Annotated in this window: 14 protein-coding genes and 1 pseudogene; 9 read left to right on the top strand and 6 right to left on the bottom strand. The window is 35.8% G+C overall.

What is annotated here, in order from left to right; genetic code table 11:
• Positions 1-9: 9 nt before the first annotated feature.
• The 5 genes and pseudogenes from citE to ACGH6R_RS09715 all read right to left on the bottom strand — a co-directional run.
• Positions 10-897: a citrate (pro-3S)-lyase subunit beta gene (gene citE / locus ACGH6R_RS09735; protein WP_411599636.1), complete on the bottom strand. Its 888-nt coding sequence runs from the start codon at positions 895-897 to the stop codon at positions 10-12.
• Positions 894-1,184, bottom strand: a complete 291-nt coding sequence (gene citD / locus ACGH6R_RS09730; RefSeq protein WP_065559668.1) for a citrate lyase acyl carrier protein — start codon at positions 1,182-1,184, stop codon at positions 894-896. Before citD ends, citE begins: the two co-directional genes overlap by 4 nt.
• Entirely contained in the window at positions 1,185-2,240 is a 1,056-nt protein-coding gene (gene citC / locus ACGH6R_RS09725) for a [citrate (pro-3S)-lyase] ligase (protein WP_220215745.1), read from the bottom strand.
• 8 nt (positions 2,241-2,248) lie between these two features.
• Positions 2,249-3,091 carry a fumarylacetoacetate hydrolase family protein gene (locus ACGH6R_RS09720; RefSeq protein ID WP_267360551.1) on the bottom strand — a complete coding sequence of 281 codons (843 nt, stop codon included), beginning with the start codon at positions 3,089-3,091 and terminating at the stop codon, positions 2,249-2,251.
• A gap of 94 nt (positions 3,092-3,185) precedes the next feature.
• Positions 3,186-4,478, bottom strand: a pseudogene (locus ACGH6R_RS09715) (2-hydroxycarboxylate transporter family protein); the annotation flags it as partial.
• Between the two features lie 279 nt (positions 4,479-4,757).
• Here ACGH6R_RS09715 and ACGH6R_RS09710 point away from each other — a divergent pair.
• From ACGH6R_RS09710 to ACGH6R_RS09680, 7 genes are all read left to right on the top strand, one after another.
• A complete protein-coding gene (locus ACGH6R_RS09710; protein WP_411599634.1) occupies positions 4,758-6,347 on the top strand; it encodes an ATP-binding protein in 1,590 nt (529 codons plus the stop codon).
• An 18-nt stretch (positions 6,348-6,365) separates the two neighbouring features.
• On the top strand, positions 6,366-7,067 hold the full coding sequence (locus ACGH6R_RS09705; protein ID WP_065559672.1) for a response regulator: 702 nt from the start codon (positions 6,366-6,368) through the stop codon (positions 7,065-7,067).
• A gap of 173 nt (positions 7,068-7,240) precedes the next feature.
• Positions 7,241-8,212 (top strand): glutathione S-transferase family protein, encoded by a 972-nt coding sequence (locus ACGH6R_RS09700; protein WP_411599633.1) that lies wholly within the window; start codon positions 7,241-7,243, stop codon positions 8,210-8,212.
• Positions 8,213-8,229: 17 nt separating this feature from the next.
• Entirely contained in the window at positions 8,230-8,970 is a 741-nt protein-coding gene (locus ACGH6R_RS09695; RefSeq protein ID WP_267351956.1) for an amino acid ABC transporter permease, read from the top strand.
• Positions 8,967-9,725: an amino acid ABC transporter ATP-binding protein gene (locus ACGH6R_RS09690; RefSeq protein WP_411599631.1), complete on the top strand. Its 759-nt coding sequence runs from the start codon at positions 8,967-8,969 to the stop codon at positions 9,723-9,725. Before ACGH6R_RS09695 ends, ACGH6R_RS09690 begins: the two co-directional genes overlap by 4 nt.
• An 18-nt stretch (positions 9,726-9,743) precedes the next feature.
• On the top strand, positions 9,744-10,169 hold the full coding sequence (locus tag ACGH6R_RS09685) for a GNAT family N-acetyltransferase (protein WP_411599629.1): 426 nt from the start codon (positions 9,744-9,746) through the stop codon (positions 10,167-10,169).
• Positions 10,170-10,212: 43 nt separating this feature from the next.
• Entirely contained in the window at positions 10,213-11,049 is an 837-nt protein-coding gene (locus ACGH6R_RS09680) for a transporter substrate-binding domain-containing protein (RefSeq protein WP_411599627.1), read from the top strand.
• A 269-nt stretch (positions 11,050-11,318) separates the two neighbouring features.
• Here the strand turns inward: ACGH6R_RS09680 and ACGH6R_RS09675 are convergent, their stop codons facing one another.
• Positions 11,319-12,059, bottom strand: coding sequence for a carbonic anhydrase (locus ACGH6R_RS09675; RefSeq protein ID WP_411599625.1), 741 nt, complete (start codon positions 12,057-12,059; stop codon positions 11,319-11,321).
• Between the two features lie 336 nt (positions 12,060-12,395).
• Here ACGH6R_RS09675 and ACGH6R_RS09670 point away from each other — a divergent pair, with 336 nt between their 5' ends.
• The gene (locus ACGH6R_RS09670; RefSeq protein ID WP_411599624.1) at positions 12,396-14,834 is read left to right on the top strand and encodes an excinuclease ABC subunit UvrA; all 2,439 of its coding nucleotides are present in this window, start codon (positions 12,396-12,398) and stop codon (positions 14,832-14,834) included.
• Positions 14,835-14,974: 140 nt separating this feature from the next.
• Positions 14,975-15,862, top strand: a complete 888-nt coding sequence (locus ACGH6R_RS09665; RefSeq protein WP_411599622.1) for a serine hydrolase domain-containing protein — start codon at positions 14,975-14,977, stop codon at positions 15,860-15,862.
• The last annotated feature ends 206 nt before the right edge of the window (positions 15,863-16,068 follow it).

Raw genomic sequence — 16,068 nt, 5'->3', positions numbered from 1 at the left:
TTAATCCTATCAAATTTCTTTACGTACACCAGAATATTTGGCTAGCTCAATAATTTTTTGAGCACGTGCAATAATCGGTGCATCAATCATTTTGCCATTTAATGAAACCACACCAAGCCCTTTTCTTTCACCTTCTTCAGCAGCTTCAACCACTTTTTGTGCGTTTTCAACTTCTGCAGCTGTTGGCGCATAAGCATTATGTAGTAATTCAATTTGTCTTGGATTAATCAGTGATTTACCGTTATAACCTAATTTTTTGATTAAGCTAACTTCTTTCAAGAAGCCTTCATCATCATTAACGTTAGAATAAACCACGTCAAATGCATCAATACCCGCCACTCGCGCTGCATGTAAAACAGCACAACGTGCATAAAATAGTTCGGTACCGTCTCCACGTTCAGTTTGCATATCAACTAAATAATCGAATGCAGCTAACGCTATACCAATTAAACGTGGTGAAGATTTTGCAATTGAAACAGCATTTACTACACCTAGCGCAGATTCTATAGCTGCCATTAATTTAGTACTACCAACCTCACGACCACACTCTTTTTCAATTCGTTCAACGTGAGCTTCAAGTTCATGGATATCTTCAGCACTATTTGTCATCGGTAGACGTACAACGTCAACACCTGCTCTCACAACAGCTTCAAGATCTTTTAATCCAAATGGAGTATTGAGCGCATTGATTCGAACAACAGTTCCAATTCCATGTTCTTTATAAACCGGAAGACGTAATGTTTGTGCAACCAATAAACGAGCAGAATCTTTTTCTTTTAATGATACTGCATCTTCAAGATCGAACATGATTGAATCAGGCTTATAGACAAACGAAGTGGATAACATCGCTGCATTCGCACCCGGCAGAAATAACATACTTCGACGCAATTTTTTCATAGTAATTTACTCCAATCTAAGTTCTCTTCTTCTGCGCCACGCAATACTGCACATTGTACTCGAGCTTTAATCGCACAATCTAAAGCGCCTTTATCATCAATAATAATTAAACCGTCAGTCACATTAAGACTTGTTAAGGTTTGCTCAACAACGGCGCGTATTTGATCGCCAAATTGCTTATTAACATCACTATTAATAACAATTTCAATTCCTGTATTAGGAGTGACTTTCACTAACAAATCGCTTGATTCGAGAGTGCCAGCCATGGCTTCTTTCTTGATTTTCATTTAGTTACCTTTTGAACGAATTAAATTTTTGACTGAATCTAAATTAGCCTCTAGATAGTTCCATGTTGTTTCAGGAACTAATCGTTTTACCTCTTCATATTGCTCATCAGCCAGTAATTTTCTAACCAACGAAGCGGATATGATATCTTCCCCTTCAAGAATACGTTGAATTTCAACTAACGTCACAACCGGGAAAGGACTAACGTCTTTATCCTGTAACCAATAACGCATTGAAGTATTATAAGCATTAGTTATTTGACTGTAGGGCTCGGTTCCAACAAAACGATAGGTAATATTCAGTGCTGGGGCAATATAATTACGGAAAATTAATAAATCGATCCCCATGTAAGCGTAATCAATTTTATCATTATCCTTTAAAAAATAAGTAGGAAATGTTGCTCTAGATATAATATAGGCGGAACTGGCATGTACCGTGACATTTTTTAAGTGTTTCGATCCCTCTTTCACCAGTTGTAAACGTACATCAAATGGGAACAGTGAAACATTTTCATTGACGACAAAAACATGAAGCCAATCACATTGACTGGCAGCATACTGCAAAAGATGTTGGTGACCTTTTGTAAATGGATTAGCATTCATCACTACACTGCCAATCTTGTTCCCTTCTTTACGGTGTTCACTTAAATATTTACAGTATTGCTTAATTCCAACGGGGGTATTTTCCATTAATACGACAAGATTATTTACCTCGACGATAGGATAAAATCCACACCCTTTGAAAAAGTCGATATTTTCAGGTTTAGTATATAAAAAGAGATGAAAATGCCCCTGCTCATTAGCATATTTGATAACATTATCCAACAAAGTCAAATTAAGCTGATTTCCACGATAATCCGGGTCAATCGCAACACATTTAATAATATTGTCATCAATGCCAGCACAAGCCACCATTTTACCGTCCATGTAAGCAACGATAAATATATGGACTTGAGGGTCTAAGTTTAGATCCGATAGCGTTAACAAACGAATAATTTGTTCTCGTTCAGTTAATGATTTTGAGATATCTACCACTGAAAAATCGACTAAACTATACATAATATCACCTATTTTTCTGCTACCACATAGTTCGTTAAACGACCAATTCCAGAGATTTCAACTTCAATTTTGTCACCATCTTTCATAAATACTGGAGGATTGCGTTTTTTACCTACACCACCCGGCGAACCAGTAAGAATAACATCGCCAGGAGATAAACGGGTAAAAGTACTGATATAAGAAATAAGTTCAGGCACAGTATGAACTAAGTTTTTGACATAATCGTGTTGCATTTCCTGACCGTTTAAATAGGTCGTTAAAGATAATACGGTAGGATCAGGAATCTCATCAGTCGTGGTTAAACAAGGGCCAAATGCACCTGTACTTGGCCAGTTTTTACCTGCCGTAAACCAAGTATATTGCCAATCGCGGATTGAACCGTCCATATAACAGCTGTAACCTGCTACATGTGATAATGCATCTTCTTGCTTAATACGAAAACCACCTTTACCAATGATAATGGCAAGTTCACCTTCATAATCTAGTTCATTCGTAATAGCTGGTTTGAGAATATTTGTTTTATGCCCTGTTTGTGAATCAGGGAAACGAACAAATAATGTTGGTGCTGAACTGGTTTCATTAAATTCTGCTCTTTTTTCAGCATAGTTCATGCCAACACATAAAATTTTATTTGGATTCGGTATAACCGGTAAATAAGTGATATCTTGCTCATTAATGTCACTTGGAGCATTAACATAGGTTTTCGCTAGCGACAAGCCTTCTTCATCAGCAAGTAATGATTTCAAATCAGCATATTTATCACCAAATTTTTGTTTTAAATCAACAATACCATGATTAGTGAGAAGACCAAAACTTGCTCTACCAGAGACAAGATAACTGACAAGCTTCATGAGTACTCCTTAAAAGCTGTTTGTATTAATTATTACTATAAAATAAAAACAAACAACCCTAGTCTAGGCTAAGGTTGTTGTTAAAAAAATTTAACTATACTAAGAAATTGCCGAGAATAAGTAACGATACCGATACATTAATCGCACCACCAATACGGGTTGCAATTTGTGCAAATGGCATTAACTCCATTCGTTCCGCTGCGGTTAATATTGCAACGTCACCTGTTCCGCCTTGACCACTTTGACAACATGAAATAACAGCCGCATCTACTGGATACATACCTAATTTTTTCGCTACAAAGAAGCCTGTTGTTACTAAGCTAACCACGGTACAAACAATAACTGCTAAGTTAGTTAACGTAAATGCAGAAACAATTTTATCCCATGGAGTGATTGCCACACCTACCGCAAATAAAATTGGATAAGTGACAGACGTTTGGAAGAATTTGTAAACGACTTGTGAACCACTCAATACTTTTGGTGAAACACCTGATATTAATTTAACAAATACAGCTGCAAATAACATTCCTACTGGCGCTGGAATACCTGTCACTTTATGACCAATCATACCAACCATATAAAGGATAGCGGCTAATAATACACCTGAAGCAAATGTTGTCACATCGATAACAGAATCTGCTTTAGTTGCTTTTTTATCTGTAATTTCGTCTTCTTCTGACGCTGGTAATAATCGTCCATTACCCGTTAAATGTGGATAAGCTTTACCAATACGGTTAAGGACACCACCACAAATAATACCCGTTAATCCACCTAACATAACGATCGGTAATACACGACCTAGGGCTTCACCTTGTTCCATACCTAAAATTGCAGCATAGCCAATTGAAAGTGGAATTGCACCTTCACCAACACCACCAGCCATGATAGGTAATACCAAGAAGAAGAATGTTTCAAATGGTGTTAAACCTAGTAGATAACCGACACCGACACCAACAAGCATCCCGACAATCTCACCACATACCATCGGTCCAAAGATTTTTAAGAAACCTTGAATAAGTGTTTTCTTATCCATGTTCATAATACTACCAACGATGATACAACAAATGTATAAATAAAGAATATGCGTATCTTTATAGAACTTAGTTGTTGCTTCAACAACTGGCGTAGGAAGAATTCCATAATAAACTAAAGCAGATGGAATGAAGGTTGCACAGATTGCTGCTGCACCCATTTTACCAACGATCGGTAAACGTTTACCAATTTCACCACACAAAAAGCCAAAAAATGCACAAGTGACAACCATAACAACGATTTCACTCGGTAACTTACCTGTTACTAACACTTCGGTGAAAATAAGAATACCAGCAATAATAAATAATGGAAGTGGAATTACACCAATTTTATAATTGTCCATGAGTCGCCACCAATTATAAGGCCACCCTTTTAAATTTTGCTCAACGGGCTTACTCGTTGATTCTTTTTGATTATGCGTTTTTCCAATTGAATTGAAATCCACCATATGTATTTTTTCTCCAAAATGATTTGATTTGTTCGAATTAATTGGCGCGTATAGTGACAAAATATGAATCTCATTTTTGTGATATAAATCATATTTTAACTGTGGTTTTTATGGTTTTAATGGCTCAAAGTTTTTTTATGCTGTGTTACACTCACCTCTACTTTAATTTGAAAAGTAAATGTAAAAATGCGAAAGAAAGTACAATTATCATTTACTACGAAATTATTTTTATCTCTTTTGATCTTTTCATTGATTATTTTAGCTCTATTACAAAGTTATATTTGGAATGCGACAGAAACAAATTTATACCGAAGTTTAGGTGAAAAAGCGCAAATTCAAGCAAGAGAATTAGCAGTAATACCCAGTTTAATAAAATATGTTAGAGAAAAAGATACTAATAAAATAGCTGAATTAGTAATTGATATTTTTCAACAAAGTGACGCAAGTTATATTGTTATTGGTGATGAAAATGCCCATCGCCTTTTTCATACTGCCAATAATGCCCTATTTTCACCCATGATTGGTGACGATAATCAGCAAGTACTCAATGGCAATAGCAGTGTTACCATTAGTAAAGGTTCTCTTGGGTTAGCATTAAGAGGCAAAGCACCAATAATTGATCAAGGTAAAATTGTTGGCATTGTTTCAATTGGTTATATGATTGATGATATTTATGCACTACATATCAAACAAGTCATCCCTTTTATCTTTTTTTGTTCATTACTATTTTTAGCATTGTTTATCTTTTCTTATTGTTTTTCTAAGGCAATCAAAAGACAGATGTTTAATTTGGAGCCGAAAGAAATTGCATTACTGGTAAAAAGTCAAAAATCAATTATGGAATCCATTTTTGAGGGGGTCATTGCCATTGATCTTGAATACAAAATTATGAATATCAATCAATCAGCAAGATCGATGTTAAGAATTAAAGTCAAAGATAATGAATTGATTCATCATATCTTATGGGATTTTATTGAATCAACAGAATTTATATGTGGAAATGATAACAAGATCCGAGATATACATGATCATATTTGTTATTTTAATAATATTATTGTCATTGCTAATCGAATTCGAATTATGGTTGATAATAAGATTAAAGGTTGGGTTATTACGTTCCGTAATTACAATGATATTAACTTATTAAGCATGCAATTAACTCAAGTAAATCAATATGTGGATAATTTGCGCACATTAAGACACGAGCATCTTAATTGGATGGCAACACTATCTGGCTTAATTTATATGAAGCGTTACCAAGAAGCAGAATCTTTTATTGCGTTGCACTCTGCCGATAATCAAGCTAGCTTAGATTTTATAACTGAACATTTTAAAGTACCTGCTGTATGTGGTCTGTTAATAGGTAAATATTCTAAATCACATGAAATTGGTTTAAAACTGATGTTCGATCCTGCATGCCAGCTAAATGCATTACCCGATTCAATTACCGAAACAGAATTTATGTCTATTTTAGGTAATTTACTTGATAACGCATTCAATGCTAGTTTGAAAAACGATCGTGGCAATAAAACGATCTATTTATATCTTAGTGATGCAACCGATGAAATTGTTTTAGAAATTAGTGATCAAGGTTGTGGTATAGATGAAAAAATTCGTGATTCAATTTTTAAACCCGGCGTCACATCACAAGATACTAAAGAACATGGGATTGGTTTGCATCTCGTTTTGACTTACATTAAAAAAGCTAATGGCTATATTACATTTGAAGATAATGAACCTTACGGTGCAATTTTTTCCGTTTTCATACCCAAATAACATGAGGGATAAGAAAGTATGAATCAATCAAAAGATGATATAATTAAAGCACTTATAGTTGAAGATGAGCCAATTTTAGCTGAGCTAAATGCTGATTTTATTCAACGTGATACCAAAGTAAACGTTATCGGTATTGCCTCCAATTTAGCTGAAGCAAAAATAATGATCGATAAATTAAAACCAACTTTAATTTTATTAGACAACTATTTACCAGATGGAAAAGGTATCGATCTTTTTGAATATATCATTAATAATCATCTAGATTGTTATGTTATCTTCATTACTGCAGCCAGTGATATGGATACGTGTAGCAAAGCAATACGCTTGGGGGCATTTGATTATTTAATAAAACCACTGTCCTATCAACGTTTAAAACATTCGTTAGAGCGCTTTGAGCTGTTCTTATATCGGCAAAGCCTACAAAAGCATGTCAATCAACGAAGAATTGATGAACTTTTTAATTTGCAAACGAAAGATTTTGTCGGCATTAATCGTCATTCAAAAGGTATCGAGGAAATCACTCTACAAAAAGTTAAAGATCTATTTATGAAAACAGACAAACCGTTAACGGTAGATGATATAGTCGAAAATGCCCAAATCAGTAAAACGACCGCCAGACGATATTTAGAACACTGTGTTCAAACAAAATTATTAACCGTTGAACTTAACCATGGAAAAATCGGGCGTCCTGAAAGACTATATAAACGATTAGGTAAATAGTTCCAATTACCAAACACGAGTTAAGTACCACTAAAACCAGCTATCCATATAATTGATAATTATATAAATATGCTTATTTATTATTTTATCCTCTAAATATTTGATGCTAGATTGAATTTATCCAATCCTGAAACAGGATTGATTCTGCCGTATCAAATAAGAGGAGTAAGCATATGTCTATAGCGATAGGAAAGGTAGTCACTACCGAAAATAATGAAATTAACCAAGATGGCGCTTTTGTTCGTCAATCTAATCGATTTGATACTCCCTTCGGCAACGAGCCAGGCATGCTGCCGGTTGAATCGGGTCGTTATCGTTTAATTTGGGCGGCAATTTGTCCTTGGGCACACCGCCAGATGATAGCGATTAAGTTATTGGGATTAGAGCATGTGATCAGTGTTGGTAAAGTATCACCCGTTCGTACCAGCCATGGTTGGGAGTTTTCGCTTGATCCCAAGGGTGTCGATCCGGTGCTCGGTATTCGCTACTTACCTGAAATTTATGCCTCGACAGATCCCAATTACCATGGTCGAGCAACCGTACCAACCATAGTGGATGTAAAAACCGGTAAAGTGGTTAACAATGACTATTTTAATTTAACTTACTACTGGGAAACCGTTTTTAAACCCTTTCATAAATCAGGTGCGCCCGATCTGTATCCTCAACATTTACGTAAGGAAATTGATGAACTTAACCATGTGATTTTTCATGAAGTGAATAATGGCGTTTATAAGGCAGGGTTTGCACGCTCACAAAAAGCTTACGAAGAAGCTTATCATCTAGTATTCAATCAATTAGATAAACTGGAGCAACGTTTAGACAAATCACGCTATCTATTTGGTGATAATATTACTGATTCCGATATTCGTCTGTATGTTACATTAGCACGCTTTGATGTTGCCTATTATTCTGCATTCAAAACTAACCGTAATCGAATTATTGATTACCCTAATTTATGGGCTTATGCCAGAGATCTGTATCAAATCCCGGCTTTTGGTAAAACCACCGATTTTGAAGCGATAAAAAAGGGCTATTTTTTGAGTAATAATGCGCATAATCCTTATGATATTTTGCCTTTAGGCCCTGATGTCAATAATTGGAATACCCCCCATAATCGAGATAAACGGTTTAGTACAAGTCACTAATTATTAGGATAATACGAATGCCAAATATAGTAGATATTGGATTAATTTTCAGCCAAATTCCGACATTACTTGCTTATTTGCCGGTCACATTGTTTATTACTCTTTTTTCAATGTTACTGGGAGTAATGTTAGGACTTATCATCGCTATTATTAAAATGAACAAGATACCTGTTCTTTCCCAGATAGCGATGATATTTGTTTCATTTATTAGAGGCACGCCATTGCTAGTGCAACTCTATTTAAGCTTCTATGGTATTCCTATTATATTACGCTATATCAATTATTATTATCATACCGATTTTAATGTTAACAGTGTTCCGCCAATGCTGTTTGTTTTGATTGCGTTTTCTTTTAATGAAGCGGCATATAATTCAGAAACAATACGTGCCGCCTTGCAATCGGTAAATAAAGGACAAATTGAAGCAGCGCAGTCCCTTGGTATGACCTATAGCCAGTTATTACGTCGAATCATTATTCCGGAAGCCTTTATTGTCGCCTTACCCAACCTTGGTAACGCACTAATAGGCTTACTTAAGGGAACCTCCCTCGCCTTCGTTTGTTCTGTAACTGAAATGACGGGCAGAGGTAAAACCTTAGCTGGACATAGTTATCGCTATTTTGAAGTCTATATTTCATTGGCACTCATCTACTGGGCATTAACCATTATTATTGAATTAATCGTTAGATATTTGGAAAAGCGCCTTACGATATCTGACACGGTGAATACACCAAGTTATCGCCGAGGGAAGCTATTATGATAAATGTGCAAAATTTAACTTTATCTTTTCAAGATAATTCAATACTTAATAATCTTAATTTTCATATTAAACCTCATGATATTGTGGCAATTATCGGTGCGTCAGGAGCAGGCAAATCAACATTGCTACGATGCTTAAATTTATTAGAAAGACCACAATTCGGTAAAATTACTATTGACGATATTGAGTTGGATGTCAGCCGTGTAAAGCGATCGCAATTAGTCAGATTTCGCCAACAAACTGCAATGGTATTTCAACAATTTAATTTATTCCAACAAAAAAATGCATTTGAAAATGTAATGGAAGGATTAGTTGTTGTAAAAAAATATCCCAAAGATAAAGCACAACAAATAGCTTATGACAAATTAGTTGAAGTTGGACTAGGTGAAAGAATCTATCATTACCCCAAACAGCTATCGGGAGGACAACAGCAACGAGTAGCCATTGCCAGAGCGTTAGCCATGGATCCTAAAGTATTATTACTTGATGAACCCACTTCCGCCTTAGATCCTGAATTAGTCGGAGAAGTGTTAGCTACGATAAAATTAGCAGCAAAGTCAGGTATAACGATGCTCCTTGTCTCTCACGAAATGAGTTTTGTACACGAAATCGCAACCCGAGTCTTTTTCTTGGATAAAGGGCAAATAATAGAAGACGGTACAGCAAAACAAGTTTTTACCAATCCAACTCAGCAAAGAACCCGTGATTTTTTAACGCGCTATTACAATACCATGCAAATGGAGTATGAAATCTAATGAATAAAAGAGGTCGTAATGAGTATTTTTTTACAACAACATTGTCAAAATATTAACTGGCAAGATGTCGCTGACTTGCTTGCCTTTTATGGACTCAGTTCGCTTGATGCCAAAACTCAAGAACAAGTCTTTAAACAGAGTTATGCCGTCGTTTTTTTATTGGAAAAAAAACGAGTAGTGGGTGTGGGGCGCACATTATCAGATGGTATTTGTCAGGCAGCCATTTATAACATTGCGCTGGCAAACCATTTACATGGTCAGCAATTTGGACGGTTAATTGTGGAAAAACTGGTAGAACAGGTCAAACACTGCAATATCATTCTTTATACTCATCCCCAAACCATCGAATTTTATAAAAATTTGGGATTCGATTTAATGAAAACGGGAATGGCTCGTTATCAGGTCGATCATCGAACAGAAATGAAAAATATGGGTTTTATCTAAAACTGTTTTTAGCTTTATTCCGTAAAAAAAGGAGAGTAGCATTATGAATATCCCCACAAATTATTTTATTTCAGCTTTAAGCGTACTAACTTTAACTGTTTTATTATCTGGCTGTGATAACGCAAAAGAACACTCACCAACAACCCAAAAGGAAAAAATTACTATTGCTACCTCTGGCGCACCTAGCCCTTTTACGACGGTAAATGATAAAGGAGAATTAATTGGCTACGATATTGAGGTGGTCAAAGCGGTATTTGCCCAATTACCACAATATGAAATCAACTTTGAAGTTACCGAGTTTCCTTCGGTTTTAGCAGGACTTGACTCTCAACGTTATCAAGTCGGAGCCAATAATTATGCGATGAATGAAAAACGCAAAGAAAAATATTTTTATTCTTCGCCAATTTTCATGAACCAATATGTGATAGCAGTAGCTGAAAATAATGACAATATTAACCGTTTTAGTGATTTAAAAGGCAAATCGACTGAAGTTTCACCGGGGCTTAATTATGCTACAGCCTTAGAGTTATACAATGAACAACATCCCGATAACCCCGTCAACATCATTTACAGTGAAGCAGACTTACTGCCAGTGTTACAGCATGTTGAAACAGGACAATATGATTTTCAGTTAATTGATAAAGTCATGTTGTCGCAATATATCAGCGAACATAACTTGAAACTCAAAAGTATCGATTTAAGCAACGAAGATGCTGAACGTATTGCTTCTCCCTATAGTTACTTATTGATCAGCAAAGGAAAGAAAGGTGAACAATTAACCAAAGATATCAATCAAGGCATCCAAAAGATCATCAATAATGGAAAATTATCAGAAATTAGTATTCATTATTTTGGTGCTGATTATTCACCCAAACAGTGAACTAACATAATCAAAATAACCAACTGGTTTATAGCTAAAACATTGGGTTAAATAGCGTTGCCTACCATAATGAAATAGATATATAAAGCACTTATTCACAATGCTTTAAAATGCTGAATATTATGGGGAAGGCTTAGTATGGATTTATACTCAAATGGTATCAAGGTCTTTACTTTTACAAGTATCTTTAAGCTATAAAATGTAAGACTAGAAGATTTTCTTATTGATAATTAATGGCTCTTGGAAAGATGATTCCAGAGCCAAACTAATTAATCAACAATGATTCGTCCATTTAACGGTTGAATTGGTCGGTTATTATCATGCTGCATAATTGAATGAAATTTTTCGATTTGTGCTTTTGATGCATAACTTTCATGTTCTAACACAATCCACCTTACCCCTTCTGTACAAGGCGGCGTAGTCAGTGAACCACTAAAGCGGTAGTAGTCCAATACATTGGGTAATAACGCTTTTATATTAATGGCATTATCTAATATCAGGCTTTTATTCACCGCTGTTGGCATTTGATGCCATGCTTTTTCTAATTCTAGATTAGTTTTACCTTCATTGAACATTAAGGCCATTACCGCTAAATCGCCATTTTGATTTTTATAAACAAAATGCGCCTCCATCGGATAATGCTTACCGTTAATTTCATTTTCGCTAGGCGTATGAAAATGGAATTGCTGCAATGTAAAAACTTCATCATCCAACGTTAAACTATTTTCACCCGATACATTGATTTGTATAGTATGACCATTATTAATCATTTCTTGCTTAGCAGAATTGAAAATAAGACTAAGCTCAGGATGATTTGTTTTAAACGCATGTTCAATATTGATTGGCGATTGATTCTTGCCATTTTCACAAGTTGAATATTCCGGTGAAAGCTTTCCCCAGTTTTCAGGCTTTTCTTGCCCATCATATCCCCAATGAGTGGTATGTTCATTTGCAAAACAGGGGAAGCTAAATGTTGCAATTAAAGCAACAATCCTAATGTTCAATTTCATAACTTATCAACTTAATAATGTAATTTGTGACGAAATTATAGACTTATTAAACTAGTCTGACTATCTAATATTAGTTAATTAAACAATTATCACAAAAAACCTCATTAAGGCCTCTTAAAAAAATTTGAACTGTTTTTTAAATAAACAATATAGTTAACCAAATGTCGGTAAAATACAACCAATGCACAAAATTGCAATTTTGTCAATAAATTTTAAAAAATATAGATATTTCATTTCACTAATAAAAAATAATGCTCTATATTTCATCAATAGTTTGATCTTAACGATAAATAAATTAGTTAAAATTTCTTAATTAAAAAGACAAGGTGTGATTAGATGAAAAGTATAAAAATAACAGGAGCTCGGATTCACAATCTTAAAGATGTTGATATTACTATTCCCAAAAACAAATTAACCGTTGCTACCGGTATAAGTGGATCAGGAAAGTCTAGTCTGATGTTTGATATTGTGTTTGAAGAAGGACGTAAAGGGTATCTTCAATCATTAGGAATATTTCCGGGACTTGATAATGAGAGAAAATTTGCAAGCATAGAGGGTATCGGCCCGACAATTGCTGTTAAGCAAAGCGTTGTACGTCAGAATAACCCAAGATCAACAGTCGGTTCAAAAACAAACATATTTAACCTTCTCGCCCTACTGTATTCAAGTGAAGGGCAGGTTAAATGTTCAGAGTGCAACGAAACTATTGGACAAGATAAGATCTGCGCTAAGTGTGGACATGAGGAAGAGCGCCTTGAATTAGGCTATTTTTCCTATAATAACCCTAACGGAATGTGTATGAAATGCGCTGGCAGAGGCGCATATTATCACGTTAATATGGAAAAGCTTATTGCAAATAAAAATCCCACCGTTCGAGAGTTATTTAATTTTATCGGGGTAACTCCGGGTATACTTCGCGTCTTGGAAAGGAATTTCAAAGGCTATATGGATCAGCCTTATTTAGAAATACCGGATGAAATAAAAGAAGACGTGGTAAACGGGCATTATGTCAGCAATAACAGTGCAAATCAAAGCTTCTGCTTATCAAGAATTTTGCAAGCTAAACACAAAAGAGGCGAATATTTAAATGGTCTGTATGAAATAACACTTTGCTCAGAATGTCACGGATATCGCATTGGTGAAGAAGCTCGCAACATATTAATTAATCATAAACATATTGGTCAAGTCGGTAAAATGACTTTAGACGAGGCTAAAACGTTTTTTGAATCGGCATTGGAACTAAACGAAATAACGCAATTTGGGAAAAATCTTTTTAAAGATATTTTAGGTAAAACAAACTCATTAATTGCTTCTCGTTTAGGTCATTTGTCACTTTATAGAGAAATGTCCTCACTAAGTGGTGGGGAAATACAACGACTCTTCCTTAATTCGCATTTGGAATCGAAACTGGAGTCACTTATCTATATTCTTGATGAACCCACAGTGGGTCTACATGAATCAGAAAAAATTGAACTTTTACAATCCATAAAAGCGCTTAAAGATTTGGGCAACACGGTTATTGTCGTGGAACATGACAGAAGTACGATAGAAATAGCTGAACATATCATTGATATTGGCCCAAAAGCGGGGATTGAAGGCGGAGAAGTTATTTATGAAGGTGATTATGCGGGTCTGTTAAAATGCGATAAATCATTGACAGGACAATATCTTTCCGGCAAGGCAAAAATGCCGGTAAGGATGTTAAAACAAAATATCGATGATTCTGATATTCCCCGTTTAGTTATTCGACACGCCAAAACCAACAATTTAAAAGATATTTCAGTCGCATTTCCATTAGGTGTTCTTATTGGGGTTTCGGGCGTTTCCGGAAGTGGTAAAAGCTCCTTGATATCGAGCACGCTAACGCCCCTGTTAAAAAGTTATTTTCGCTTAGACGCCAATAAGAACAATACCAATGGAGAAGAAAACGAAGTAGATTTTGAAGATGAATCACTATTAATCGAAACAATAGCAGAAAGGCTTGATGGTGCAGAAAATATTTCTGGCTTTGCTGAAGTATCGCAGGCACCAATAGGAAGAAATATAAATTCGAATCCTGTCACTTTTACCAAAATATGGGACAAGATACGCAGATTATTTGCAGAACAACCCGAAGCAAAACGGTTAAATTTAACGGCAGGACACTTTTCCTTCAATTCCGAGGGCGCTTGCCGAGAGTGTCATGGTAGTGGACGTAAAGCTATTTTTCCTGAAGGTAGTTTAAAGATGTACGCAACATGCGAAAAATGTAAAGGTAAAAGATATAACAACGAAGCTTTAACTGTCACGTATAAAGGGAAAAATATTTCAGAAATTCTTGATATGCAGATTTCGGAAGCGATAGCCCTATTTAGTGATAATGATGTCATCGTTCGTCCGTTACAGATAATGGAACGGATTGGTATGGGATATATAAAGCTTGGGCAACCCACTTCAACAATGAGCGGAGGGGAAACCCAAAGACTAAAACTCGCGAAGGAATTAGGACAGCAACGAAAAGGTCATATCTTGTATATCATGGATGAACCTACTACCGGTTTAAGCCTTTATGATGCAGCTCAGCTGATAAAACTGTTGGATGAATTAATCAAAAGCGGAAACTCTGTGATTGTTATTGAGCATAATCATGAAGTTCTTGAATCGTGTGATTGGATCGTGGAGCTTGGCCCTGAAGGAGGATTAAAAGGCGGTGAAATCATTGCCGAAGGAACCCCTAAAGACTTGGTGAAAAATCCAAAATCACTAATCGGAAAATATTTAACTCCTACGACTTGAAAAGTGGATACTTGATTATGGCTAATATAAAAGAATTAGAAACCATTGATGCAGAATCGGTGGATATGAATCCAGATAAATTGAGAGAGCTGGATGTCGCCTTGAATTTTCAACTAGGTATTATTAAAGGAATCGCGATTTTGCGAAAAGGCGGCATTGTGTTTGAAAAATATTTCAAAGGTTACCATGCTGAAAATACTCATCATCTCACTTCAGTAACACAAAGCGTTACTTCCGCTTTAGTGGGAATAGCCATTGATAAAGGATATATAAAAAGCGTCGATCAACCAATACTGGATTTCTTTCCAGAAGCGGAATCCAAAGCCAGTGATATGTTAAAGCGACATCTGACAATCAAACACTTACTTACCATGACTGCACCCTATTCTTGGAAAAAGAGTGAGCCATTAGATAGGTTGAGAAGGCAAAAGAATTGGACGATGTTTATGCTTGAAATGTTGGGACAAAAAGGCCAGCTTGGGGAGTTTCAATTCAATATGTCTAATGCCCACCTTCTTTCAGCGATTATTACGCGGAGTACGGGACTATCAACCCGAGAATTTGCTACTAAATCATTATTCAGCCATTTAGGGGTGAAAGAGATCGTTGACCAGCAGATGAAATCCTTTTCTAAAGAAGAGGTCTATGGTGAAAATATTACCGGTTGGATAAAAGATCCTCAAAATATCAATACCGGAGGCTGGGGACTGTGTTTAACTCTGCGTGATATGCTTCGTTTGGGATATTTGTATTTGAATAAAGGCCAATGCAATGACAAGCCGATCATTTCAGAAAACTGGATAACTGAATCGCTAAAACAGCATACGGAAGATTGTGGCTATATGTGGTGGCTTAGAGAAGATAAGGGTATTAACACTTTTCTCGCGGCAGGCATAGGCGGAACTTATCTCTATTGTGTTCCCGAAAAGGATCTGGTAGTGGCAATCGTATCGAAAGTCGACAAGATGATAATCGACAGGTGGGAACTCATGGCGGATTATATCATTCCATCGATAACAGACAGTTAATTTTTTCGTCATAAATAAAATATCCTTATTGCGATTCATTCCACCAAAAGGCAAGAAGGTTTTACCGCCATGAACTGTCTAACAAAACGTTTTAGGTTGGGATAGGTGCTGTTCGGGCAGGTGCTATAAAGTGAAAAATATAATGGATATTTTGCTCTCGATAACATGTCGATTAGACGCTTTTTGCGCTAGAGAAAAATAACATC

Origin of the sequence: Gilliamella sp. CG13, assembly GCF_046635805.1 — a bacterium.
In the GTDB taxonomy this organism is placed as follows: Bacteria; Pseudomonadota; Gammaproteobacteria; order Enterobacterales; family Orbaceae; genus Gilliamella; species Gilliamella apicola_I.
The sequence above is the reverse complement of the archived record's forward strand: the minus strand, read 5'-3'. Positions and strand labels throughout refer to the sequence as shown.